The organism is Bacillus sp. M6-12 (assembly GCF_002860285.1).
Lineage (GTDB): Bacteria > Bacillota > Bacilli > Bacillales > DSM-1321 > Peribacillus.
Genome location: NZ_PGVF01000001.1, coordinates 350,559 through 371,331, shown reverse-complemented (window position 1 = coordinate 371,331; position 20,773 = coordinate 350,559). Strand labels below are relative to the sequence as shown.

Below are 20,773 nucleotides of genomic sequence, written 5' to 3'. Positions count from 1 at the left end.
AATTTCCTCCTTCATAATCATCAGTTTTCGTTTTAAAAAGTTTGAGAAGGAATAGTAACTATTCCTTCCCGAAAGTGTTTTTACATATTGTCAATATTAGGTCCAGCTTGTTTGTATCCTTTAGATTTAATGAATCCAATAACTGCACCAACTAAAATCCAAGATAAACCAACAGTCATAGTTAATTTGTCAAATCCTGTCCACACAAACGCACAAACTGCGAACCCAATGAATGGGAATAATAAGTGGAAGAAGAATCCTTTTACTCCACGTTGTTTTTTCTTGAAGTAGAAATGGATAATAAGAGCAAGGTTTAATACTGCGAACGCAGTTACTGCACCGAAGTTTACAAAGCTCACAATAGTTCCTAAACTTAATGTTGAAATGAAAATTACAGAAACAAGCATTGAGAAAATGATTGCATTTACTGGTGTTTTAAATTTAGGGTGTAATGTTCCTAAGAATTTAGAACCAGGAATTACATTATCTCTACCCATAGAATAAAGTACACGAGAGAATGAAGCTTGAATATTAAGTGTTACAGCAATACCAATTGCTACTACGTTAATGAAGATTAAAGCTACATAGAACCAGTAACCGCCAATTTCACGAGCAATATCGAATAATGCCATATCAGGGTTTAAATCCATATAGTTTTTATGAGCTAATGAAGCTAAGTAAGACTGAACGAAGAAAATCATCGCTGTTGTTACTAAAGCTAATACTGTCGCTTTACCAATTGTTTTTTGTGGATTTTTAGTTTCTTCAGCTAAGGTACTGATACCATCGAAACCTACGAATCCTAATAGAATCATAGAAGTTGCAGAAGCTACGAAGCTCCAGCTAATATGCTCTGCTTGGAAAATTGGTAAGATTGAGAAACCACCAAATCCTAAACCATCAATAAATACAAATTTGATTGCTAATCCTACAAATGCTACTACTGCAACAATTTGTAACCAGAATAAAGTTGTATTTACTTTCGCATTTAATTCAACACCTTTGATGTTGATTAAACCTGTAATAACAATCATCACTACAGCGATGATAAATGTGTTTAAATCAGGGAACAAGGCATTAAGCCATGTACTTGAAAATAACACTAATAAAGCTGGTACGAACATGTAGTCCGATAACATTGTCCATCCACCAACAAATCCAACATGTGGATTAATCCCTTTACTTACATAAGTATAAAGTGAACCTGCTACTGGATAATCTTTACTGAATCGTGCATAGCTGAGTGCAGTAAAGAACATTAAGATTGCACCGATTAAATAGACTAACGGAACCATTCCATAACTGGCTTGTGATACCGAGCCGAATACTTGGAATGGAGCGAGTGGAGACATCGTAATCATACCGAAGATGATTAGATTCTTCATGGATAAACTTCTTTTTAATTCTGTTTGTTGCAAAATAAATATACCTCCTTTTTGTTTTGTGGTGCTCTTGGTGACTTTAAATAATATACATCGTATATAGACTATAGTCAATAACTTTTAATAAAAATTTATTATTTTTTATTGGCTATATAAAAAAGAAGGTTTTTCGCCTTCTTTAATGAGACTTATATCAAAAAAGCTTTTTTATAGTATGTAATATAAACAATAGTATTCACACTTTAATGTTTGTGCCTTTCTTAATAAAGATAACTAATTAAACCCTTACCAAAATTACTAAAAGTGTAAAAAAAAAATTACAATCAAATCATTTTAATGTATAATGGATATAGATATTATCTATTACATACTAAAAACAGGATAAAAAAGGAGAGCAAAATGAACGATAATTATTTTCCCAAAAACCAATTAATTTTAACAGAAAATGAAAAGAATGAATTTCTTTCTAAACTTCCTTCAATGGTCAAACTGGATGAGAAGATAGAAGAATGTGTGAAGATTGTAAATGATATGCCTTATTTTTTAACTCAAAGCTCTTGTCAGGGTCAAGGAGGAGAGATTAACTCTACTCATACACCAGTTCCTTATCTAACCATTGGAGTTTTGTATAATGCGTTTGAACTGCTGGATGAATTGGCTGGATTCCTATTAGAAAAGTTGAAAAAGAAAATTTCAACCTTGAATTACAGTTTTGAAGTACAGGCAATAAACAGACACTCGGCAACAGGCGTAGATGTTCCGAACTTCCAAAAATACTTGACGGTTTCCCTTAAAAGCCACCGCTCTATCGAAGCGTTAGAAGAAGCTCTTCGTGAGTTTTCGCAAAAAGAATTATCAATTAATACGAATGTTCAAGAGATTATTGATAAGCAAGTACAAAAGGCAATCAGCAATGGATATTTGTTTAATGATATGATGGATGAAGTTCGTTTCCCAACACCAAAGAAAGAGGCTTCGGCTATCTTTGCTGATTTGAAACAAACATTATCGGAGATTCCTGCTTTAAAGACCATTAAAGTGCAAACTATTCCAGCAAATAACGGATATCCTGAATGTTATGTGTTGGAGTTTTATGTAGTGGATGACCAGCATAATATTGATGATTTCTTTCATGTACTTACTTCCGCTTTAACAGGTGGATTAATTGCAAATGAATTGTTTCAGCCAACAACAAGCGGAAAATATCTACGAATGTGTCAATGTTGTCTATTTAACGTAGAGAAAGCGGATTTCTTTGCTACTTTAGTTAAAAAATGGGCGAAAGAGGGACACTTTTAAGGGAAAAGTTGTATTAAATAATGAAATGTTAGTTCTGTTTAGAGTGGAGTGAGCGAGAAGTGAATGAGGATTATCGAATCTTTTCTGATTACAAGATATATGAAGATGGAACGATAATAAATCGCTATGGAAAAGAATTATCCAAACGTGCAAGGAATGGGCGGTATGAAATAAGATTATTAGTCGATGGGAAACGTAGGAATTTCATATTGACGAGATTAATGTATTGGTTGTTCATTGAACCCTTTGATTTAGACAATGAAAATCTATGTGTTATCGCAAAGGATGGCAATTTATTGAATGTTTATCCGAGCAATCTATCTTTGGTAGAACGTAAAGATTTAATTCAAGGGGAAGGACACAAAAAAAGGGCTGTCTTGACCAATGAGCAAATAGAAGAAATACTAAAAGCCTATGAGGGAAACGAATTTGGTTCAAATCAATATAGTGAGAACAAGGTAAGCTATGCCGATTTAGCGAAAAAGTATGGCGTTTCAAAAAGTAACATTGCCATGATTATCAAAAAACGCTCTCGCAATCCAGAAGATTACAAATTAAAATAACTAAAATAGGACTTCTATTTGTAAATAGCCAAAAGAAGAAAGGCACACAGGAAACTGCGTGTCTTTTTTATATAAAGAAACGATTCCTTCTATAATATAAGGTTCGTATATATCAATCAGGTGTTCTTTTACAGAACCAATTATCGGAGGGATAATCATGACAGTAGAACAGGAAATGAAAGCAACAGAAGAAGAATGGGCGATGCGAGAATGGTGTTCTCAAACGAAACAACAATTGGAATTGGATAAATTGTGGTTAGGTTCAGAACAAGATTACAATGACCCTGACACCTTAGATGAATTATGGGATACTTTTGCTATGTATGACCAAATGATTTGGAAAATGAAAGCAGAAAAAGATAAAGGTTCTGTTTTTTCGGTAGAAGAAGAAGCGATTTATCAAGCTATCTCTAAGGAAATTTTACTTCCTATTTTTAATCTTATGAGACGTTTGGGTGACGAATCTTTTCTGAAGCAACACAACAAAACGGTTGCATTAGTTTTGGAAATCACACCAGTAGCATAGTTTCATACCACAACAGCTTACGATTGAACGTAGGCTGTTTCTTTTTGGATACGTGTCTTATAACTGACAGGACAACACCTTATAATATAGGGTTACACATATATTAGGGATTCTATTTAGAATGTACTTATCGGAGGGATAAACATGATTACAGTAAAATGTTATTATGAAAATGGAGACACCATTACAACAGGTATTAATGCTACGTTTGAACAAGCAGAAGACTATTTTGTAGGAAAAGTTTTTAATATTGGCTCGGTTGAAGACAATATGCAAACATGCACAAAGATTGAGTTAGTCTAATCATAAAAACACATTTATTTAAAAAAAGGTTATCGTAAAGATGAATCGAAATGACTATGAAGCAGAACTCATGAATGATGATATGTGTGAAGTCATCGCTCATATAGAAGAAGGAAAACTTCTTGTACAGCGACTCCATGATAAGCATATTGCCATTGTATCCAAAGACTTTGTTTCGTATCCTACATGGGGAGATTATCCATTTAAATAAGTTCATGTCATTCATACAAAAAGGGAGTGTCAAAACGTGCAGGATTATCTAAATGCCATAAAAAAATGGTGGTTACGCACTATTTACGGAATCGGAGAAACTGTATTTTGGAATAATCGAGTGGATTCAAGTTTCACTGGTGAATATATCGTTACATCCAAGAGAGATAAAAACGGATATGTTCACATCTACAATGAAAAAAAAGGTCACAGAGTTGTACCTTATTACTATTTAGATTTCTCATATCAAAAGGACTAAAGGAGAGAAACAAAAATGGAGAGATTTTTAAAAAGGTTGGCAGAAAAGAAATATAATCTCTATCGGGCGTTGTTTATAGACGTTCCACAACCAAAAACCAACCAGGAATATCTTCAACGTATTGAGAACCAAACGAGATACGAAGAAGTGCTGGATATTATTGATTGGTTGCCAGAGGAACAGAAGAAAGTCGTAGAAGAAAGATTTGAGTTTCTAAAAGTTTCTTTTGCTGATTATTATGGCGAAGATAAACCATTGTTAGGCAGGGTATAAAAAATGGGATTTTGTCAGAAATGCAATCATCCAACCAGTGAACAGGATGACAAAGTATATATTATTATTGACGATGATTTAGGGGTGCGACCACAAACATGTATGCTATGCACCTATAACAAGGCTAAAAAAAGCGTTAAAGAAGGAGAGTGTTAATATGTATCCGTTTTATGTTAATGGGGAAAAGATATTTTCTTTCTCATATAAACCAAGTAAAAACGATATTATTAGAGATGACGAAACCAATCGTTGGTATCGAGTTACGGAAGTGGAGGAAGGAAGAGGTCGTAAAATTTACGGACACGCAACCGCTAATCCAATGAATAGTTATTAAATGGAGCAAGTAGACAGGGGAATTATCCTCTGTCTTTTTTGATTGTAAAGAAAGACCATTCTCTTATAAAAGAAGACCTTTTCCCTATAATAATAACAGACTTTATATAAAAGGCGTTCTTTTTAGAATGACTAATTAGGAAGTATCTATTTATAGGTACATAATCAAAAGGAGAGATAGTGATATGAACAAAACACTAAAAGAAATGGTCGAAACAGGTAAGCCAAAACTTCCGCACTTGGAAGAGAAAGAAATACGCAAATATCAATTTGGGTTATTGCTTCTTTCATCATTTGTTTGTGAAGATTTTTTAGATTTACCTGTACTGTCTGACCACAAATATGATACAGATGGTTTATTTTATACCATTTCGTATTTACATGATAGTCAGTTAGGTTACAGTGGAACGTCAAGAACCCTTTTAGTAGTCTGGAAGATTGAAAATCGTTCTTCTTTTTGTCCTTTGAGAATTGACGTGGACATTACAGATGAAAAGAATTTCAGTATTAATGTATATGACCAATCAGGAGAAAGAACGATTAAACGCAGTCTTATATCCAATGAAAATGGAACATACTATACGGAAATTGAGGGTTATGAAACACGAACTCTATCACAATTGGTTACAGGGGGAATTGCACAATGAAGGTATCAGAAACTCAACAAAAGGTATTAGAATCTCTTTTACAACCATATAAACATGGAAAGCATCACCCGAAAGATGCGTTTCAAGAGAGAACGATTTATGCTTTAGAAAAGAAAGGGTTGGTAGAAATCTATCACCATTCTACTTTTCTTCATGGAGCAGTTCGATTAACAGAGGAAGGTAAGAAATATATCCAACTATAAAGTGGGAAAGAAAAGGTGATTATATGTTTGAATTTATCACAATTGCATTAACCATTGTTTTTGTACCTTGTTTGCTCATTGTATATCGTTTTGGATTTAGAAACGGTTACGTTAAGGCGAAAAAAGAAAGAAATCCTTATGAAACCTTAACTGAAACGGATATTGAGAGAATAAATATTTGGCATAAAGAGTATTCTTATCGAATCAGTGACCCCAAAAACTGGGATGTCATTAGGAAAATAAATAAGAAAGTAAACAAGAACATGTTCTTTCATTAAGGCACATTACAGGTCAATTATTGATTTTAAGTAGTAGATATACTATGTTAAGTCATGAGTCTGATAGATATTTTGATAAAAGGTATGATTTTTGAAAGGGGAAACATAATGAATACGATTGAAAAAGAACAATTAAAGAACCATTTAGCTGTAAAGGTTGGGATTTTAGAAAACAAAATCAAAAGTGGGGAAATCACTGATGATACTGCAGTTGAATTGGTAAGTATCTACAAGGAATATGAGGAAAAAGGTACAACCATTGAGGAATTAAAACTTCTCTTTGATGATGTTCTATTAGCATTAAGCTGATATACATGATTCATAAAGGTATCCTTTAAATCTATGCTGGAATAAACACATCCGTTATAAATGGGTGTGTTTTTTTCTACTATAGAAAGAGTTTTTATATAGTAGGTATTCTCTTTAGAATACATAATTTAGGAGGCGTTTTTGATGAAACAGGTAAAGATTAGCTTTAACAAACAAACATGGAGTGAAGATGGCACGTATTACAGAGGATGTTTTACAGTAACAGAAAATCTGTTTAAGGAATTTGCTCAATATATTTGCGGTCATTTATCCAAATACAGTCGTCAAACTCAATTTTCTACTCATGAAATGAATGAATTGATGTATTTACCAGGTTTAGAGTTGGAAAAAGATAAGTGGTCAGGTCGTCACTGTCTATTTATGACATTAACGCAACGTGATAAATTGGTTCAGTTCTTACGTGAGAAAGGGATTACATTTAATCTGGACAGAGCTTATGGTGGATTTAATTACTACATGGAAGTTCGATAAGGAAAAGGAGCGAATTAACAATGGCACAAGATAATGTAAATATCGTTTATTCAACAGATTCAGAAGAACACCGAATGAATATGGGTGAAGTAGAAGAAGAATTTAATACGTTAGGCATGTATCAAGATGAAAACGGTGTATGGTGTATTAAAGAAGAATTAATGTGGGATGGCGAATTCTAACAGGAAAAAGAATTAAATAAAAGGAAAAGGAAGAGATAAAATGAAGCAATTAAAAAGAGTTCAAGAACAAATTAAATTAGAAAGTTCACTACCAAGTGAAATCTTTAAAAAGGTAGAAGAACTTCGTGAACAAGGTTATTCTTTTGAACCTATGAGTAATTATATGAATGAAGAAAATCAAAGGGTTTACTTTATGGTTGGGACAAAGAGTGAAGAATGGGGAAAGGTACATGCAAAGGATACGAAATTAAGTATTATTTACTTTGGTGGAAGTGTCGGAGTGTATTTAAACAATGAATTATATACTTATCGACAATACAGAGATTGTGGTATTGAAGATTTGTTTAATAGTTGCTTGGAATTAATGACAAAAAATATTCAACGTGTAGAGAAATTTGGAATTAGTGACGAATCAGAATTTTGGGATACAGTAAATCATTCATTTGATTGGATTCCACCGTTGAATTTTGACACATTTAAAAAGTATTGCATTTCTATTTAATATATAGAATAGATGAAGAAAAAACAAACTAACAGGTATAAGAATAATTAAAAAGGGGTATTCAAATGAAACATTCTATCAATACAATACAAGCTGATATCATCTTTAAAGCACTTTATTACACAGCACGTAATGAAAAAGTGGAAATTTCACCTGAATTGACTCACATATACGAAGTTTTAGCGGAGCAAAATCCAAATGAAACACATGTAGAAGATACTGTGGGAGTCATGGAATCTTTAAGCGAGTTCATTAAAAACAGTAGTGAGTTTTCCGAATATTTCACAACAGAAGATGATAATGAGGATAATGATTGAATAATATTTTTGGTAAAACACATCCGTTATAAAGGGGTGTGTTTTTTTCTACTATAGTAAAAGGTTTATATAATAGGTGTTCTTTTTAGAATACATATGGAGGCTAAAGACATGAATAAAGAATTTGATAAGTTGGTAGCAGAAAAAGTAATGGGCTGGACACAAATCTATACAGTCGGGTATCCAGAACCTCATACAATTGCTTACAAAGATGAAGAAGGGAAAACCCACTCAGGATTTACTCCTTCTGTAGACCTTGAAGACGCTTGGATGGCATTGGATAAGGTGTGCAAAGACAAAAATTGGAGAGCGATTATTGACCGAAATCAAACGCAAACAGAAGTAAACTTTAAAAACCAAATGGGAGCTGATGCTCAACATTACGGTATTGCTTCAACACCTATGTTGGCGATTTGTTTAGCAGTATTAGAAACGGTTGGCATCGTTTTTGAGGAAGAATTTTAATCAATCTTAACATGGTAAAAACAAAAAATCAGGAAAAGAACATATTACAGGGGGTATTAGAATGTTAGCAGATGTAACATTTCCAATTTTCGCACCATCAAAAGAATGGAACAAAGCATTTGAAGAAAGTGATTATAATAGAGATGAAACCGTAAAGAAATTTGGTTCACCTTTTATTTCTAATCAACATGAAGGATTTAAAATAAGAGAGGGTATCTATTACACTGGTTTAAATGCTGAACATTGGTTTAGCGAAGCTAATCTTGATATTCACTCTCCATACGGTATTGGTTATGAAGAAGCTCATAAAGCATGGAATTACCGTAAAGAGCGTGATATGAAGTTTATTTCCCTATTTGAGATAGCGGAAATGTATAAGTTAGCCTTGTATGGTGATTCACGACATGTTTCTTATGGTGTATGTGATAATGAGCAACAAATATTGGATAAATGGTCACATTTAGAAAAAGGAACTCAAGGTCACTTCATTACCATGACACCTATTTATAAAAAACATCAACCCGAATGGGGCGGTTGGCGTTGGCATAAATGGGGCGAATATATTGGCAACCATGAAATAGAGTATGAATATTTGTATGACGAAAAAGACATTGAAGTAGTCTATGTGTTTCATATCTATACATTAAAGCCAAATAGCCCTTTAGGAACTATGCCAATTGAAGAAATCTTTGATGGAAAAGCAGGAGAAGAGTTTGTGTTTTCTTGTAAGTCAGAAGAAGAGCGACTTGCTTTGGCTGATATGTTAGAAGACCCTTATGATTTAATTGGTCATGGTTACAATGGAGACGTGTTTGAAGTCGATTATAGCACTTTAACTGTTACCATTAAATTAAAAAAGGATGTAGATTTGACGAAACTTTACGAAGGGATTCAATTGGCAAACGGAGATGTTGGTCATGAGATTGCCTATGAACGTAAAGGTCAGGTGGCATAATCTATTGATTAATAGATTTAGATACAAAACTATATTATCCAGCAAGAAAGGATTGTTTTAATGAGTGAAAACAATAATCAACAATTGACAGATGAATTAAAAGAATTGCTCAAAAAACATCAATTAGAATGGGTAAATAATGGTGACAAATGGAGTAAAGGCTTTGTTGAAGGCATCGAATATATGCTAAAGAAAAACGGTGAATACAATGAAGATTTGTATAAGTAATAAACAATTTGATGGCTTTATCAAATAACAAGAAGGGTGTCTGTTTTATTCAGACACTCTTTTTTATTGAGAATAATCTTACTTTCTAATTTCTACTATAGTAATAGTTTTTATATAAAAGGCGTTCTATTATGAACCGATTTATGGAGGAGAGAGCATGAGTGAGGAAACATTTAAAGAAGGAGAAAAGGTATGGGCTTTTGTTGATGAAATTAACGAATGGGTAAAAGGAACATTTATGTTTTATTATAATAAACGTGGTGCTTATGTACGTTTAGATAAAATCATACTTCCTATTATTCCAGGGAAACTTTATACAAGTGAACCAGTGATACCGATTGAAAAAATCAAGTACCAATAATCAAACAAGGGTGAATAGATATGTTTTGTATCAAAGGTAGTAAGCATTTATTTCTAATTGGTTTTAACACATATTGTCATTTGCCAGTGTGGTCTAATATTAAAGAAGATGCTGTTATGGCAGACTTTGGGACTATCCAACAAATTAGAAAGTTTTTAAAAGAAAATCTTGGTGTTGAAACGGATATTGAATATGTTTAAGGCAGGAGGAAAAAAGATTGTTCAATTTATTTAAATGGAAGTCGAAACGAAAACCTTCAAAATTGATTCAAATGGCGTACTATTTGATTTATATTCAGGATGATTTCCGACAAAGAGAACGATATTTTCACTTTAATTCAATGAAGCTGTGCTATGCTTTGTTTTTAATAGACATGAAACATAGAGCAGAACATGGAAAGTTCCTTTTTGAAGAAGAAACCAAAACATTTGGTTGGCATGGCTTTTATTATAACAGCATCATGAATGAATTTGGCTGGTTAGCCAATCTAACGCTATATAAAAGCTATGATGGTCAAAAAGAATATGATAAATTCAGAGAATTATCTTATGAAGAGAGAAAAGCATTAGAAGAATTCTTAGAAGGTCATTATTGGAAACTCCAAAATTGTATGTTTAGTGGAGATGGAACAGCTTCCTTTTTATCAGAGGAAACCCAAGCCTATCTACATGCAGAACAATTTCCAGTTGTTCAAAACGAAATTCTGGAAGAGCTATTTAATTATTTTTGGGATACAACAATAGGGAAAGAAAAAGGAGAGAATGTAATATGAACATAGAGCGTGGAGATAGCGTTAAATTTGGTCAGGAATGGTGTATCCAGTATGAGAGAGAAGACCTTATCAATCAAACGGTCAAATTAACCCCTCAATACTTTGAAGAGGATAATGGACTTTATACCTTTGAAAGAGAATGTCCAGGCATTTATGATAAAGAAAATGAAGAAGCCGATAGCATTTATCATCTTTTCGGTAACAACTTTGAAAAGTTTATGGATTGCGAACTGATTAAAGGAACAGAAGAAGATAAAAAGGCATATCAAAAAATCATTCAAGACAAGATAGAAGAGGAAGCTAAATCTTGGGAGGAATTTGCTAAAGCAAATATAAATCTTGATTGATACCATTTGTAAAGAAAGACCATGAGTAATGAAAAATACGTAATACATGGATTTTGAAGGAGTTATGAATAGTGGCTAAAAATAATTTTATTTTAAATAAAGAAGGCGTTTTACAATTCTATAAAGGTGAAAAAAGATTACAAATGTATCAAGCGACAGATGAAACATTTATATTATGCAATCCTAATGAAGAAGTATCAATTCCGATAAATAAGGATGATATAGATGATTTAATTCTATTGCTAAATAAGATAAAGGAAAAAGATTATTTCATAAATTAGAAAGAAATAAAAATGAAGAAATGTATCAATAAAAAGATATGTTTCTTCTTTTTTATGCGTGATATAAATGGCTTCATGAAAAGAATGGATAACTCTCTACATGCTTATAATATAAAGTTATTTATATAAAAGGAGTTCTGTTTAGAACGACATTTGGAGGGAATTAGAATGTTTGAATTAATTCACAAGCTACACGTAATTTTTAATGAGGTAAAAGGATTGGAAGCAGGATACAGTAGTTCCTCTTTAGACGGAATTTTTGTCCGTATCGGAGAAAAAACGGTATTCCAAATGGAACTTACTGAAATTGGAGATATAAAAACTCATGATATGTTTGACGAGTTTGATAAACTGCCAACCGTAAAAAATCAAACAACCTTTACTTTTGCGAAGAGAGTAATGGAAGTATTGGATGTTTTCAAAGGATTTGCTACTGGATATACAGTCGTGAATATGGAGACTTTCTTCTTTGAATACGAAACCATTCTGTATAAAGCTAAAATTATAGAGCTTGGGGAAGGAACAATTCAAGAACATATGAAAGAGGTATTGAAAAAGTGAAAAATGACATTTTAGAAAGTCATAGGAAGGTAAGAAAATGTTCAAATCAAAAGTGTTTAAGTCATGAACATGAGATAAGTACAACAAGATTTACTTGTTGGTATTGTGGTAGTGTTCTTGAAGAGATAAATAAGAAATAGTCTAAGAAATGCGAAGGAACATAAAGAACATATAAAAATAAGCAAACATACATTACGTGAGCTTATATTAAAGGAGAAGATATTAAATGGAAAAAAAGAATGAATTATTAAACCCAATAAACTATGAGGATGCGACTTATCATCCATCTGTACAGGCAATGAAAAAATTGGTTGAAAACATGAATAAGCTAACAGCCCAACGTGCGATTGTACCTGGAAAAATTGCTCGTTCAGATGGTTTCGATGTAGATGGAATGATTAATGACCTGGAAAACCGAATTAATCATTTACCAGAAGAGTCTGCAGAGAGAACTCAACTTAAAAATTTATTATCTCGAACGATTAGTGTAAGTGATTTAACAGAAAAACTTTATGGTCGTTTTGCTGATAATAAAAATAGTATGTTTAACTGGTTAAAAGAAGTTCAATATGGATTATCAAAAACTAAATCAGAATTGATTTGTCCGAAGACGAAAGTGTTCCGACTACCAATAGAATTAGCACAATTTATTCGATTGGAGTATCAAGATACCTCAAAAGAAGATAAAGCATTGTTTAATGAAATTATATTTAATCAATTTGAATTAGAAGATGGGAAGACGTACTTTATTAAAACTGGCACTTTTAGTTCCAAATTCCAATTTGCTAATGCAAAATGCTTTGAACCAAGAGAAATGGGTGAGTATTTTCAAGTTATCAACAATTTTGCCATGAGACTTGGAGCTGGACAAACCGTTGACTTAGTGGTGCGAGAGTATATAGAGGATGTGGAGAATAATCCTACGATTTATAACGGTATGCCATTACGTACTGAATTTAGAGCATTCGTAGATTGTGATACGAAAGAATTAATCGGGATTGTTCCATATTGGAATCCAATCGTGATGAAAAGGGCGTTAAAAGCTGGACTGTCAGACTCAATGGAAGCAGACTATCAAACATATTTAAAACATGAAGAGAAACTTATGTCTGAATACAACGAGTTTTTACCTAAAGTTAGGAAAGAAATTCTGGAATTGTTACCTGAATTACATTTAAAAGGACAATATTCTATTGATGTAATGAAAAATGGAAATGATTTATATGTGATTGATTTAGCTTTAATGAGTGAATCCGCATTAACAGAATTATTGTAACCAACCAATAGCCCAATTTTTAAAGACATCTCTTTTAAAGAGATGTTTTTATTTTGCTTGATATGAAAGAACGGTAGATAATAGTTTTTTCATTTTCAACTATAATATAGGAAGTTTATATATTAGGTATTCTTTTTAGAATACATATGTATTGGAGGTTTTGATACGGAAAAGGTGAAAATTAGTTCATAAGGTCGTTTTACAAAAATCAGAGATTTCTAAATAGGGAGAGATTATAAATGGAGTTAAGAATGAAAACTAAATTGGATAAAAATGGGATTGAGGTATTTACTGTTGAGAACAAACAAGATTGTATAGATGCGTTAAATAATCTGAAAGAAGATACCTTAAAAAACAAATACTTACATGAGGTTATTCCACAGATTGACGATACTATAAAAGCAGTTCAAGAAGAATCATATGACCTTGTTCTTGATATAAAACGCAATACCAATTACAAACCTTTAAATCGAATTTTATATATATTTGAAAAAGAATATCTATATAAAATATGGGAAGAGGAAAAAATATCATAACAAGAACAGATGAAACGTGTTTTATAACAAACAACAAGCACTCCTGATTTTTTGGAGTGTTTTTTTGTGATTATATATCTTTATTCTTATCTACAATATAAAAGCTATAGAAAAATAGGTATTACATTCGTAATAAAAGAGGAGAGGTATATATGGAGAAACATATTATTGACAGTTTAGATGAATTTTTAGGGAGTCGTCATTTATGGGAAACATTAGAGACTTATTTACTTTCTAAACAAACATCAGTAAAGAACGTACTACATCGTGGCATGAATTTTCCTATCCATTTAATTAAGGTAGGGAACGTGGTAGAAGAATGGCATGGTTCTACACATTGGTCAAAAGATTTTCAAATTGCACAAAACTTTGCGTATGACGGATATATTAATGAAGAATTTGTAGAGGAATTACAAGAGGAACTATCAGAGGATATATATAAATCTTATGAAGTAACAGAAGCATTGGATTTATTTCACCCTGTTATCTTTCGATTAAAAGAGAATACGAAAGGGATTGACGTTCATTCCATAATTGAAGCTATTCAGGAATTAGAAAAATGGAAAAAGGAGCAAGAAGTGGCCTTTATTGGTGTAGACTTCAGAATTGAATCCTTTAAATATGTGGATGGAGAAAAACCGTATTATTTAATCGATGTAATTGAAGTGACTGCAGATAAATGTAAGTGGTGTGAAGGTAGTGGCATCGATTCAGAAGGTGTTCTTTTAGGAAATCCTTATCCATGTACAGATTGTAGAGGAACTGGATTTGAACATGGTGAAGAAGGGAAGAAACTTTATTTTAAAGAAATGGATAGAGTAGAGCAACGATTAATAGCACAAGGTTTGCTGTAATCATGTACCCCTGGTTTTTATCAGGGGTCTTTCATTTGCCACTTATATCCACTACTCCTTCTATCTACAATATAGAAGGTTACAAAAATAAGGCATTGTTCTACACAATACATAACCAGTTGGTTTGAGGAGGAATCTCAATGATTGATTTTAAAAGTAAATTAGATGAAAAAGCAGATGTTTCCGTAGAGGTATTTGAAAATTTTCATACTTTTTTAATGGACAATTTATTTAATGAATTACCAGAAGGGGCAGAAGTGGAATTAGCTTATGGTTTTACCACTTTAAGTTATCTTCAAGTGCGTTACCTCATTCGGATGCCAAGAAATCATAATGTCTTAAGCATGGTGATATTAGGAGCAAAATCTTTTAAAACAAAAGAAATTTTCACCGATTATTTGCGAACTGACTTTGCTGTAATCAATAAAGATTTTAGCAAAATGGTAACTGGAATCAAAGTGTTTGAGGATAATTTTGAACCATTTAAAGAGTATTTTAAGGAAGCTATTATCCCTATGTATCAAAAAAACAAGTGGGAAGTATAATCACTTACAAAAAGGAAGGAATGAATCAAATGGATGCAGAAGCACGAAAAGTATTTGAAGGAATCAAAGAAAAGGCAGAAAAGGATAAATTGATTTGGAATGAAGCACAGGAGAATGAACCCGTCTATCTTTCACCTGAAAAAGAGGATGAAATCATGGAAAGGATGTTCTTGGTGTTTTATACGGAACAGTATTTAAAAGCTCAAGAAAAGATTAAAGAGCTGGAAGAACAATTATCTGAAGCCGAAGGAGCAATTTGTGTTTTTCGAGAAGATTAAATTTTAAGAATAGAGAGAGGTATAATATGACTTATATAATTTCTTACAAATTAAAAGGTGATGATAAAGTCAGACTTGCAAGGCTAAATGCAAATGGTTATAGCGAAGCTGTTGATAAGGCAGAGGAAGGTATTAAAATAATTAATGACCGTTTTAAAGAGTATAACCAACAATTTGAGTTAGTCACAGTAACTTCTTTAGAATCATTAGAAAATTGGGAAGTTTAATACACAATTCAATTAAAATTGTTTAGGAATCAATCAAAATCAAAAATGGTATTTGTAATAAATAGTTGAATACCCTTTTTAAAGGAGAAGATTTTAATGTATGTACCTGAAGGTGAAATCGGATTTCGAGTCTATTGGGAAGATAAGGCTGGTACAAAACAAGAATTGTTTACCAGTGGTCTTGATAAGGAACAGGTCGTAGCAGAAGCAATAGATTATATTCGGAATCGCATTTATATGGATTCTTTCACCATTGTTGGATTAGAACAATTAGGTAAAAGAGGTTGGGAAAAGGTTGAAATTAAAAGAACTTGGTGTAAAGGGAGAGCTTAATCACATGGGATTATTAGATAATAAAAGCTGGATGGCACAAGACTTATATAATGAATATTTGGATTTGAAAACAGAAATACCTCAATTAATCAACAGTCGTGACCACTTTTTCAGGCATCAAAAAATGAAAGAAGTAAAGGAATTTCAAGAAAGCATTGATGAAAAGGTGAAAAGATTTAAAACGATACTCAATGAATTAAAAGTGGTTCATGGTATTGCTATGGAAGATTTAATTTTGCTAAGTATCGGCATTGATGTATAAGGAGGGGTTTACTTGTTTATCAAGCAAATGAATGAGTTAAAAAGAATTACTGCTAATTTGAAGAAACAAGGGAAATCAGAGACGGAAATCAAACAGGCTATTTCTCTATATTTAACGGAGAGTAAAAAGAAAATCAATCCAAATGGAGATTTAGATATTGTTTAATAACAAAGCATAACAAAAGCAGTGGAATGTTCCACTGCTTTGTTTTATTATGAATTTGTTTATTAGATTATCATTCGATAATAGATTTAACAGCTTCTTCAATGGTGTCATAGAAAATAACTGGCTTACCCCAATTATTTACTATTGTACCTTGACCATTAACTTTCGTAATAATAAATTTACCGCCTTTGGAGAGCTTTTTTGTTACTCTAATCATTTCACGTTTACGTCTTTCATCATAATAAACAACACCATCTGGATATTTATCTTTGTGATAAACTTCATATACAGATGTCTCTTCCATTGGTATTGCTCGAATGACTAAACCATGTTCAATCATTAGTCTCCCTAACACCTCTAAGTCCATTTTCTCAACCATTACACAACATCTCCTAAACTTTTGGCTTCCCTATATCCCTTTATCTGCAGTTATTCTGCATTTTTTAACTTTGTTTCAAATTCATACATGTTTTCATCGCAGTTAGGACAGTAGTAAGGATACTCTTTTAATTCCTTTTCTTCCTCAACCTGCGAATCACATCTTTTACATAATCTTGTTTCTTTTTCAACAAAGTTTGAAAGGATTTGGATAATATTTTTGGTAGTCGAACGAACATTTCCAACTGTTTTCCCTTCATGTACAGGAATGTATTGAACTTCCCCATGTTCCACTTCTCTTGCAAAATATTCCAATACGCCATCAAGTCCAATCGATGTCCAGCCTTTTTCTACTAATTGTTCTTTTGTCATATTCATCGTATATCCGCTCCTTTTAGGCAATTTCTTTTATTCCGAAACGCTCTTTTAATGATTGTGTAATATTCATATCAAAAACACCTTGGCAGGATAGAATGTGTTTCACATCATCAGGTGTGTACATAGAAATACGACACTTTTCTAATGGGAAACTTAATTCTTTCTGACTTCTTGTTATAATGTTTTCAAATTCATTACGTTGCAAGTAATGAGATAGACCACAGCCAAAGCTATATTCAGCCAACCCATCCTTAAAATCATACGGAATAAACATTGCATATTCACCTGTATCTCTGATTTTTCTTGCATGGTCATTAAAATTTTCAATAGCGTTGCAAAGTTCCAATGTTACGTCTTTTACTTCATTGGTTTCTTTGCTTACATAAAAGAAACGAGTGCGAATCACCTTGTTTAAAGTTTGAATACAACCTACTAATACATGATTTTCCATTAAAAATCTCCTCCAATTAAGGTAAGTAAAAACCTTATCCTGTTTTATAAAGTCTCTATATTCTATACAAATGAAGGTTTTTTATAAAATGGATTTTTCTACGTACAATATAACATTACACAACAGAAAGGAGAATCTTTTTGGAGATTACAATAAGTATCGTTTTAAGTATTTTTTATGGTCTATCTATATGGAATTTAGGCTTTCGATTTTTGATGTTAGGAGCTTGTCATGGAGACCCTAAAGGAGTAATTATGGCAAGACAGAACTTTATCGTGGCAGTAGTTTTCTTTCTTCTCATGTCGGCTGGAATGATGGTTCGGTTTAGCATTTGGTTTGGTGTACCTGTTATTCTCTTTTTTGTTATTCCGCTTATCATTTATCTATATGACGAAATTCGATGTCAGATTTCGTATAAAAAGAAGAAAAGTAGGGAGGCATAAGAGATAATGTTGAATTCATTTATTATCGCTTTATATATAGTAAGTATTTTGAATATAGGATACGCTTTTACAAGACCCCAATGGGACAACCCAAGAGGTCGTGCAAGATATATCCTACAGTTTTTTGCTTCCTTAATTTTGTTTATTATCACAACTGCATTTATGATGAGTCACATTAGCTTATGGTTTGGTGTTCTTATTATTCCAGTTGTTCCGATTGTGACACTGGCTATTGTATTCGCTTTTATTACGACCATAGTGGATATGCTGTTTGTACAAAAAAAGAAAACTGAATCTAATTAACCGTACTTCATGTGCGGTTTTTTATTTGGATAGAAACGCTATTCGATTAGAAAACAACTTTGCTATAATGAAGGGAATATGACTATAAAGGGTGATAAAATATGCGAAAGATAAGAGATTTGCTCTCCATTATCAAAGAATACATAAATGAAAGCAATACCATGTTAGTAGAGGTAGAAATGGAAGGGGAAGTCGTCAATCAATCCTGGCATGAATATGATACTTGTGAAGTCTTAGAAGGAAAGAATGGCATTCTGGTTTTTACCTTTTTTATAAAGGGAAGAAAATCAGGTGCTTTTATTACAAAGGTAGAGGATATAGGGAGATATGAGCTTTTCCAAGAAGAAGATACAACGATTCCATTGAAACACGTTTATATACACGTTCAAGGGAAAAAGAAACAGCCTTTATTGGTAGGGGAAATGAAGGATATTTTCACAAAGAATGTACCTCTTTCAGACAACTTTTCAATTACCCATTTATACAATCCGAATCGTAGCAATGTTCATGTTCAAGATAAGTCGGTTTTACAAACATTCTTTGAATCCGATTTATTTGAGATACATAAATATGAGATAGAAATAGAAGAAAAAGAAGAAAAAGATATTTTTAGAGTTTTTGGATACAAAGATTACCCACAAGAACCTGATGGAACAGTACAAGCCTTTTTAGATATGGTTGAATTAATAGAGGAAAAAGGGTACGAAGTAAAAAGGAATGAAGGAATCGGAATGGAAGAGCCTTTGACCAGTGTGTATGCAAGAGGTTATGTTCCAGAATGGGATTTAATGATTTCCGCTACTTCACAAAACATTAATACCATATTGGATACATTTGCTCAAAAGGATAAAAGAGTTTGTATTGTGTCGGCAGACTGGCATGTGAATAAACCTAAACGGATTACCGCTTATTTAGTAGAAAGAAAGAAAAAGTTCCATGAAGTATATCGACTTTATCAAGAAGAGAAAACAAGAAGAAAATTAGAGTTAATGGAAAAAATGTCAAAGGGATTTGATGATTTATTTAAACAGCATCGTTCAGAAAGTGAGTAATAACCTTGCTTTCCAAATAAAGTTTGGATAATAAACGTATAATGAAGGATAAAGACATAAAAAGGATAGGAAATCCTAACTTTTATCAGGAGGCGTTTATATATGTCCAACACTACATTGGAAAGAGATAAGAAGATTATCGAATCATTAACACTGGTAATGAAGCTCTATCGTGGTGCAATCGAAATAAAGTACGAAAATCAGGAACGATTGATACTGCAGTATATCCAGTCCGTTACATCGCATCATCCTGAATTGGTTTGCATTGAAAAGGCATGTCAAAGAATATTGGAGCAATATCCAAAAGGTATGCCTCATGATAGTACGTTGTTAGATGAAGCTATGAAATTAGTGAATCATCCATACAGACGTGTTTTTCCAGATACATTATTTGACCAAGATGTTCTCATTTACAAAATGTATGACCATTTAATCAAAGACGAGTTTGATAAAATTCCAAGAGAAGGATTAAGTAAAGTGGAGAATTTTATGATTGACCGCTTGTGGAATGGGGTTCATTCTACACTGGTTGAGAATCGAAACTTTCAAGGAGACAACCCTTATTACAAACGGAATTATCGTGATATGCAATACTCTAAAAAAACCTGGTTAAAGATATTGGATGAAGATTTTAACAACTTGATTGACTATTTCAATGAGCCAATAGAGGAGGAGATTGTATGAGCTTCAAAGAGTATGTAAAAAAGGTAGTACCAGCTATTTTGTTGGTAGTTGCTGTATTAATTGTAGTGAAGATATTTGGGGTAAAACCACTTTCTCATTGGTGGTAAAAAAATAAGCAAACAGAGAGGGCGACTATCATAGTCGTCTTTTTTTGTTATGAAGGAAAGGCTTGAAATCTATAATATAAGGTTTTAGTAATTAAGGGAATCAATGGATTATTTGAAGAGGTCGTTACATACAACAGTAAATGTTTGAGAGGAGGTATATCAAATGATACCGCTTAAAGGAAGTAAAGATAAGAAACAATGGACTGTTATTCGTGCGATTCTTTTATTTTGTGTGAGTATTTATCTTGTCATTCTAACCATTCAGCGACTTCAAGTTCAGCCTATAGATAATTATTTTATCGGCATTTTAGGTGCTTTGGGGATATTAATGATTTATCAGGTGGATGAAATGATAGGTTGGATAGTCGATAACAAGAAAAAGAAACGTCTGGATAATCAATCCGACAATCATATAGAAAAAGAATAATAAAGTGTTTCCCATTGGGGGCGTAT

At 32.5% G+C, this 20,773-nt stretch carries 43 protein-coding genes; 39 read left to right on the top strand and 4 right to left on the bottom strand.

The window, feature by feature from the left end; translation table 11 throughout:
• Positions 1-80: 80 nt before the first annotated feature.
• Positions 81-1,418: an APC family permease gene (locus tag CVD28_RS02700; RefSeq protein ID WP_257985728.1), complete on the bottom strand. Its 1,338-nt coding sequence runs from the start codon at positions 1,416-1,418 to the stop codon at positions 81-83.
• Positions 1,419-1,781: 363 nt separating this feature from the next.
• On the opposite strand from CVD28_RS02700, the gene CVD28_RS02695 reads away from it, so the two are divergent.
• The 34 genes from CVD28_RS02695 (at position 1,782) to CVD28_RS27755 (ending at position 16,524) form a co-directional block, all read left to right on the top strand.
• Positions 1,782-2,681, top strand: coding sequence for a hypothetical protein (locus tag CVD28_RS02695; protein ID WP_101590819.1), 900 nt, complete (start codon positions 1,782-1,784; stop codon positions 2,679-2,681).
• 59 nt (positions 2,682-2,740) lie between these two features.
• The gene (locus CVD28_RS02690) at positions 2,741-3,244 is read left to right on the top strand and encodes a hypothetical protein (RefSeq protein ID WP_101590818.1); all 504 of its coding nucleotides are present in this window, start codon (positions 2,741-2,743) and stop codon (positions 3,242-3,244) included.
• Between the two features lie 157 nt (positions 3,245-3,401).
• Positions 3,402-3,770: a hypothetical protein gene (locus CVD28_RS02685; protein ID WP_101590817.1), complete on the top strand. Its 369-nt coding sequence runs from the start codon at positions 3,402-3,404 to the stop codon at positions 3,768-3,770.
• 144 nt (positions 3,771-3,914) lie between these two features.
• Positions 3,915-4,073, top strand: coding sequence for a hypothetical protein (locus CVD28_RS27780; RefSeq protein ID WP_180953868.1), 159 nt, complete (start codon positions 3,915-3,917; stop codon positions 4,071-4,073).
• A gap of 40 nt (positions 4,074-4,113) precedes the next feature.
• Entirely contained in the window at positions 4,114-4,284 is a 171-nt protein-coding gene (locus CVD28_RS27775; RefSeq protein WP_180953866.1) for a hypothetical protein, read from the top strand.
• Between the two features lie 36 nt (positions 4,285-4,320).
• Positions 4,321-4,542: a hypothetical protein gene (locus tag CVD28_RS02680; RefSeq protein WP_101590816.1), complete on the top strand. Its 222-nt coding sequence runs from the start codon at positions 4,321-4,323 to the stop codon at positions 4,540-4,542.
• 15 nt (positions 4,543-4,557) lie between these two features.
• Positions 4,558-4,815 (top strand): hypothetical protein, encoded by a 258-nt coding sequence (locus CVD28_RS02675; protein ID WP_101590815.1) that lies wholly within the window; start codon positions 4,558-4,560, stop codon positions 4,813-4,815.
• Positions 4,816-4,972: 157 nt separating this feature from the next.
• The gene (locus CVD28_RS27770) at positions 4,973-5,149 is read left to right on the top strand and encodes a hypothetical protein (protein WP_180953865.1); all 177 of its coding nucleotides are present in this window, start codon (positions 4,973-4,975) and stop codon (positions 5,147-5,149) included.
• 184 nt (positions 5,150-5,333) lie between these two features.
• Entirely contained in the window at positions 5,334-5,795 is a 462-nt protein-coding gene (locus CVD28_RS02670) for a hypothetical protein (protein WP_101590814.1), read from the top strand.
• Positions 5,792-5,998, top strand: coding sequence for a hypothetical protein (locus CVD28_RS02665; protein ID WP_101590813.1), 207 nt, complete (start codon positions 5,792-5,794; stop codon positions 5,996-5,998). The genes CVD28_RS02670 and CVD28_RS02665 overlap by 4 nt, the downstream gene beginning before the upstream one ends.
• 23 nt (positions 5,999-6,021) lie before the next feature.
• Positions 6,022-6,276 (top strand): hypothetical protein, encoded by a 255-nt coding sequence (locus CVD28_RS02660; protein ID WP_101590812.1) that lies wholly within the window; start codon positions 6,022-6,024, stop codon positions 6,274-6,276.
• A gap of 108 nt (positions 6,277-6,384) precedes the next feature.
• Entirely contained in the window at positions 6,385-6,585 is a 201-nt protein-coding gene (locus CVD28_RS02655) for a hypothetical protein (protein WP_101590811.1), read from the top strand.
• A 144-nt stretch (positions 6,586-6,729) separates the two neighbouring features.
• A complete protein-coding gene (locus CVD28_RS02650) occupies positions 6,730-7,077 on the top strand; it encodes a hypothetical protein (protein WP_101590810.1) in 348 nt (115 codons plus the stop codon).
• A 20-nt stretch (positions 7,078-7,097) separates the two neighbouring features.
• Positions 7,098-7,259: a hypothetical protein gene (locus CVD28_RS27765; protein ID WP_180953863.1), complete on the top strand. Its 162-nt coding sequence runs from the start codon at positions 7,098-7,100 to the stop codon at positions 7,257-7,259.
• Between the two features lie 40 nt (positions 7,260-7,299).
• A complete protein-coding gene (locus CVD28_RS02645; RefSeq protein WP_101590809.1) occupies positions 7,300-7,761 on the top strand; it encodes a hypothetical protein in 462 nt (153 codons plus the stop codon).
• 65 nt (positions 7,762-7,826) lie between these two features.
• The gene (locus CVD28_RS02640) at positions 7,827-8,078 is read left to right on the top strand and encodes a hypothetical protein (RefSeq protein WP_101590808.1); all 252 of its coding nucleotides are present in this window, start codon (positions 7,827-7,829) and stop codon (positions 8,076-8,078) included.
• A 111-nt stretch (positions 8,079-8,189) separates the two neighbouring features.
• Positions 8,190-8,543, top strand: coding sequence for a BC1872 family protein (locus CVD28_RS02635; RefSeq protein WP_101590807.1), 354 nt, complete (start codon positions 8,190-8,192; stop codon positions 8,541-8,543).
• Between the two features lie 61 nt (positions 8,544-8,604).
• Positions 8,605-9,498 (top strand): hypothetical protein, encoded by an 894-nt coding sequence (locus CVD28_RS02630; protein ID WP_101590806.1) that lies wholly within the window; start codon positions 8,605-8,607, stop codon positions 9,496-9,498.
• Between the two features lie 60 nt (positions 9,499-9,558).
• On the top strand, positions 9,559-9,726 hold the full coding sequence (locus CVD28_RS27760) for a hypothetical protein (protein WP_180953862.1): 168 nt from the start codon (positions 9,559-9,561) through the stop codon (positions 9,724-9,726).
• A 157-nt stretch (positions 9,727-9,883) separates the two neighbouring features.
• Positions 9,884-10,087 (top strand): hypothetical protein, encoded by a 204-nt coding sequence (locus tag CVD28_RS02625; protein WP_101590805.1) that lies wholly within the window; start codon positions 9,884-9,886, stop codon positions 10,085-10,087.
• A gap of 20 nt (positions 10,088-10,107) precedes the next feature.
• Positions 10,108-10,287: a hypothetical protein gene (locus tag CVD28_RS02620; RefSeq protein ID WP_101590804.1), complete on the top strand. Its 180-nt coding sequence runs from the start codon at positions 10,108-10,110 to the stop codon at positions 10,285-10,287.
• A gap of 17 nt (positions 10,288-10,304) precedes the next feature.
• Positions 10,305-10,859 carry a hypothetical protein gene (locus CVD28_RS02615; RefSeq protein WP_101590803.1) on the top strand — a complete coding sequence of 185 codons (555 nt, stop codon included), beginning with the start codon at positions 10,305-10,307 and terminating at the stop codon, positions 10,857-10,859.
• Entirely contained in the window at positions 10,856-11,206 is a 351-nt protein-coding gene (locus tag CVD28_RS02610; protein WP_101590802.1) for a hypothetical protein, read from the top strand. Before CVD28_RS02615 ends, CVD28_RS02610 begins: the two co-directional genes overlap by 4 nt.
• A gap of 71 nt (positions 11,207-11,277) precedes the next feature.
• Positions 11,278-11,487 carry a hypothetical protein gene (locus CVD28_RS02605; RefSeq protein ID WP_101590801.1) on the top strand — a complete coding sequence of 70 codons (210 nt, stop codon included), beginning with the start codon at positions 11,278-11,280 and terminating at the stop codon, positions 11,485-11,487.
• A gap of 168 nt (positions 11,488-11,655) precedes the next feature.
• Complete coding sequence (locus CVD28_RS02600) at positions 11,656-12,048, top strand: hypothetical protein (RefSeq protein ID WP_101590800.1); 393 nt, start codon at positions 11,656-11,658, stop codon at positions 12,046-12,048.
• Between the two features lie 226 nt (positions 12,049-12,274).
• Complete coding sequence (locus CVD28_RS02595; protein ID WP_101590799.1) at positions 12,275-13,324, top strand: hypothetical protein; 1,050 nt, start codon at positions 12,275-12,277, stop codon at positions 13,322-13,324.
• Positions 13,325-13,563: 239 nt separating this feature from the next.
• Complete coding sequence (locus CVD28_RS02590; protein ID WP_101590798.1) at positions 13,564-13,860, top strand: hypothetical protein; 297 nt, start codon at positions 13,564-13,566, stop codon at positions 13,858-13,860.
• A 152-nt stretch (positions 13,861-14,012) separates the two neighbouring features.
• Positions 14,013-14,714 carry a hypothetical protein gene (locus CVD28_RS02585; RefSeq protein WP_101590797.1) on the top strand — a complete coding sequence of 234 codons (702 nt, stop codon included), beginning with the start codon at positions 14,013-14,015 and terminating at the stop codon, positions 14,712-14,714.
• 140 nt (positions 14,715-14,854) lie between these two features.
• The gene (locus CVD28_RS02580; RefSeq protein WP_101590796.1) at positions 14,855-15,259 is read left to right on the top strand and encodes a hypothetical protein; all 405 of its coding nucleotides are present in this window, start codon (positions 14,855-14,857) and stop codon (positions 15,257-15,259) included.
• A gap of 29 nt (positions 15,260-15,288) precedes the next feature.
• Entirely contained in the window at positions 15,289-15,537 is a 249-nt protein-coding gene (locus CVD28_RS02575) for a hypothetical protein (protein WP_142384714.1), read from the top strand.
• Positions 15,538-15,563: 26 nt separating this feature from the next.
• Positions 15,564-15,764: a hypothetical protein gene (locus CVD28_RS02570; RefSeq protein ID WP_101590794.1), complete on the top strand. Its 201-nt coding sequence runs from the start codon at positions 15,564-15,566 to the stop codon at positions 15,762-15,764.
• A gap of 96 nt (positions 15,765-15,860) precedes the next feature.
• Positions 15,861-16,097: a hypothetical protein gene (locus CVD28_RS02565; RefSeq protein ID WP_101590793.1), complete on the top strand. Its 237-nt coding sequence runs from the start codon at positions 15,861-15,863 to the stop codon at positions 16,095-16,097.
• Positions 16,060-16,359, top strand: a complete 300-nt coding sequence (locus tag CVD28_RS02560; RefSeq protein WP_219621173.1) for a hypothetical protein — start codon at positions 16,060-16,062, stop codon at positions 16,357-16,359. Before CVD28_RS02565 ends, CVD28_RS02560 begins: the two co-directional genes overlap by 38 nt.
• A gap of 12 nt (positions 16,360-16,371) precedes the next feature.
• Positions 16,372-16,524, top strand: a complete 153-nt coding sequence (locus CVD28_RS27755; RefSeq protein WP_180953860.1) for a hypothetical protein — start codon at positions 16,372-16,374, stop codon at positions 16,522-16,524.
• A 70-nt stretch (positions 16,525-16,594) separates the two neighbouring features.
• On the opposite strand, the gene CVD28_RS02555 is transcribed toward CVD28_RS27755, so the two are convergent.
• Genes CVD28_RS02555 through CVD28_RS02545 form a run of 3 tightly spaced genes read right to left on the bottom strand, consistent with a single transcriptional unit; the run spans position 16,595 to position 17,731 of the window.
• Entirely contained in the window at positions 16,595-16,903 is a 309-nt protein-coding gene (locus CVD28_RS02555; protein ID WP_101590791.1) for a hypothetical protein, read from the bottom strand.
• 50 nt (positions 16,904-16,953) lie between these two features.
• The gene (locus CVD28_RS02550; RefSeq protein WP_101590790.1) at positions 16,954-17,280 is read right to left on the bottom strand and encodes a hypothetical protein; all 327 of its coding nucleotides are present in this window, start codon (positions 17,278-17,280) and stop codon (positions 16,954-16,956) included.
• 16 nt (positions 17,281-17,296) lie between these two features.
• On the bottom strand, positions 17,297-17,731 hold the full coding sequence (locus tag CVD28_RS02545; RefSeq protein ID WP_101590789.1) for a hypothetical protein: 435 nt from the start codon (positions 17,729-17,731) through the stop codon (positions 17,297-17,299).
• Between the two features lie 140 nt (positions 17,732-17,871).
• Between CVD28_RS02545 and CVD28_RS02540 the strand changes: the two genes are divergently transcribed.
• The 5 genes from CVD28_RS02540 to CVD28_RS02520 all read left to right on the top strand — a co-directional run bounded on the left by CVD28_RS02540 (position 17,872) and on the right by CVD28_RS02520 (position 20,747).
• Entirely contained in the window at positions 17,872-18,174 is a 303-nt protein-coding gene (locus tag CVD28_RS02540) for a hypothetical protein (RefSeq protein WP_101590788.1), read from the top strand.
• A 6-nt stretch (positions 18,175-18,180) separates the two neighbouring features.
• Positions 18,181-18,477: a hypothetical protein gene (locus CVD28_RS02535; protein WP_101590787.1), complete on the top strand. Its 297-nt coding sequence runs from the start codon at positions 18,181-18,183 to the stop codon at positions 18,475-18,477.
• A 101-nt stretch (positions 18,478-18,578) separates the two neighbouring features.
• A complete protein-coding gene (locus CVD28_RS02530) occupies positions 18,579-19,529 on the top strand; it encodes a hypothetical protein (protein WP_101590786.1) in 951 nt (316 codons plus the stop codon).
• A gap of 102 nt (positions 19,530-19,631) precedes the next feature.
• Complete coding sequence (locus tag CVD28_RS02525; RefSeq protein ID WP_101590785.1) at positions 19,632-20,213, top strand: hypothetical protein; 582 nt, start codon at positions 19,632-19,634, stop codon at positions 20,211-20,213.
• A gap of 270 nt (positions 20,214-20,483) precedes the next feature.
• Positions 20,484-20,747 carry a hypothetical protein gene (locus tag CVD28_RS02520; protein ID WP_101590784.1) on the top strand — a complete coding sequence of 88 codons (264 nt, stop codon included), beginning with the start codon at positions 20,484-20,486 and terminating at the stop codon, positions 20,745-20,747.
• Positions 20,748-20,773 lie beyond the last annotated feature (26 nt).

Bases quoted from the DNA above. Each gene is read 5' to 3' on its own strand.
- CVD28_RS02695 (WP_101590819.1), top strand. From the start codon at position 1,782: ATGAACGATAATTATTTTCCCAAAAACCAATTAATTTTAACAGAAAAT.
- CVD28_RS02685 (WP_101590817.1), top strand. From the start codon at position 3,402: ATGACAGTAGAACAGGAAATGAAAGCAACAGAAGAAGAATGGGCGATG.
- CVD28_RS27780 (WP_180953868.1), top strand. From the start codon at position 3,915: ATGATTACAGTAAAATGTTATTATGAAAATGGAGACACCATTACAACA.
- CVD28_RS27775 (WP_180953866.1), top strand. From the start codon at position 4,114: ATGAATCGAAATGACTATGAAGCAGAACTCATGAATGATGATATGTGT.
- CVD28_RS02675 (WP_101590815.1), top strand. From the start codon at position 4,558: ATGGAGAGATTTTTAAAAAGGTTGGCAGAAAAGAAATATAATCTCTAT.
- CVD28_RS27770 (WP_180953865.1), top strand. From the start codon at position 4,973: ATGTATCCGTTTTATGTTAATGGGGAAAAGATATTTTCTTTCTCATAT.
- CVD28_RS02670 (WP_101590814.1), top strand. From the start codon at position 5,334: ATGAACAAAACACTAAAAGAAATGGTCGAAACAGGTAAGCCAAAACTT.
- CVD28_RS02665 (WP_101590813.1), top strand. From the start codon at position 5,792: ATGAAGGTATCAGAAACTCAACAAAAGGTATTAGAATCTCTTTTACAA.
- CVD28_RS02660 (WP_101590812.1), top strand. From the start codon at position 6,022: ATGTTTGAATTTATCACAATTGCATTAACCATTGTTTTTGTACCTTGT.
- CVD28_RS02655 (WP_101590811.1), top strand. From the start codon at position 6,385: ATGAATACGATTGAAAAAGAACAATTAAAGAACCATTTAGCTGTAAAG.
- CVD28_RS02650 (WP_101590810.1), top strand. From the start codon at position 6,730: ATGAAACAGGTAAAGATTAGCTTTAACAAACAAACATGGAGTGAAGAT.
- CVD28_RS27765 (WP_180953863.1), top strand. From the start codon at position 7,098: ATGGCACAAGATAATGTAAATATCGTTTATTCAACAGATTCAGAAGAA.
- CVD28_RS02645 (WP_101590809.1), top strand. From the start codon at position 7,300: ATGAAGCAATTAAAAAGAGTTCAAGAACAAATTAAATTAGAAAGTTCA.
- CVD28_RS02640 (WP_101590808.1), top strand. From the start codon at position 7,827: ATGAAACATTCTATCAATACAATACAAGCTGATATCATCTTTAAAGCA.
- CVD28_RS02635 (WP_101590807.1), top strand. From the start codon at position 8,190: ATGAATAAAGAATTTGATAAGTTGGTAGCAGAAAAAGTAATGGGCTGG.
- CVD28_RS02630 (WP_101590806.1), top strand. From the start codon at position 8,605: ATGTTAGCAGATGTAACATTTCCAATTTTCGCACCATCAAAAGAATGG.
- CVD28_RS27760 (WP_180953862.1), top strand. From the start codon at position 9,559: ATGAGTGAAAACAATAATCAACAATTGACAGATGAATTAAAAGAATTG.
- CVD28_RS02625 (WP_101590805.1), top strand. From the start codon at position 9,884: ATGAGTGAGGAAACATTTAAAGAAGGAGAAAAGGTATGGGCTTTTGTT.
- CVD28_RS02620 (WP_101590804.1), top strand. From the start codon at position 10,108: ATGTTTTGTATCAAAGGTAGTAAGCATTTATTTCTAATTGGTTTTAAC.
- CVD28_RS02610 (WP_101590802.1), top strand. From the start codon at position 10,856: ATGAACATAGAGCGTGGAGATAGCGTTAAATTTGGTCAGGAATGGTGT.
- CVD28_RS02600 (WP_101590800.1), top strand. From the start codon at position 11,656: ATGTTTGAATTAATTCACAAGCTACACGTAATTTTTAATGAGGTAAAA.
- CVD28_RS02595 (WP_101590799.1), top strand. From the start codon at position 12,275: ATGGAAAAAAAGAATGAATTATTAAACCCAATAAACTATGAGGATGCG.
- CVD28_RS02590 (WP_101590798.1), top strand. From the start codon at position 13,564: ATGGAGTTAAGAATGAAAACTAAATTGGATAAAAATGGGATTGAGGTA.
- CVD28_RS02585 (WP_101590797.1), top strand. From the start codon at position 14,013: ATGGAGAAACATATTATTGACAGTTTAGATGAATTTTTAGGGAGTCGT.
- CVD28_RS02580 (WP_101590796.1), top strand. From the start codon at position 14,855: ATGATTGATTTTAAAAGTAAATTAGATGAAAAAGCAGATGTTTCCGTA.
- CVD28_RS02575 (WP_142384714.1), top strand. From the start codon at position 15,289: ATGGATGCAGAAGCACGAAAAGTATTTGAAGGAATCAAAGAAAAGGCA.
- CVD28_RS02570 (WP_101590794.1), top strand. From the start codon at position 15,564: ATGACTTATATAATTTCTTACAAATTAAAAGGTGATGATAAAGTCAGA.
- CVD28_RS02565 (WP_101590793.1), top strand. From the start codon at position 15,861: ATGTATGTACCTGAAGGTGAAATCGGATTTCGAGTCTATTGGGAAGAT.
- CVD28_RS02555 (WP_101590791.1), bottom strand. From the start codon at position 16,903: ATGGTTGAGAAAATGGACTTAGAGGTGTTAGGGAGACTAATGATTGAA.
- CVD28_RS02550 (WP_101590790.1), bottom strand. From the start codon at position 17,280: ATGAATATGACAAAAGAACAATTAGTAGAAAAAGGCTGGACATCGATT.
- CVD28_RS02545 (WP_101590789.1), bottom strand. From the start codon at position 17,731: ATGGAAAATCATGTATTAGTAGGTTGTATTCAAACTTTAAACAAGGTG.
- CVD28_RS02535 (WP_101590787.1), top strand. From the start codon at position 18,181: ATGTTGAATTCATTTATTATCGCTTTATATATAGTAAGTATTTTGAAT.
- CVD28_RS02530 (WP_101590786.1), top strand. From the start codon at position 18,579: ATGCGAAAGATAAGAGATTTGCTCTCCATTATCAAAGAATACATAAAT.
- CVD28_RS02525 (WP_101590785.1), top strand. From the start codon at position 19,632: ATGTCCAACACTACATTGGAAAGAGATAAGAAGATTATCGAATCATTA.
- CVD28_RS02520 (WP_101590784.1), top strand. From the start codon at position 20,484: ATGATACCGCTTAAAGGAAGTAAAGATAAGAAACAATGGACTGTTATT.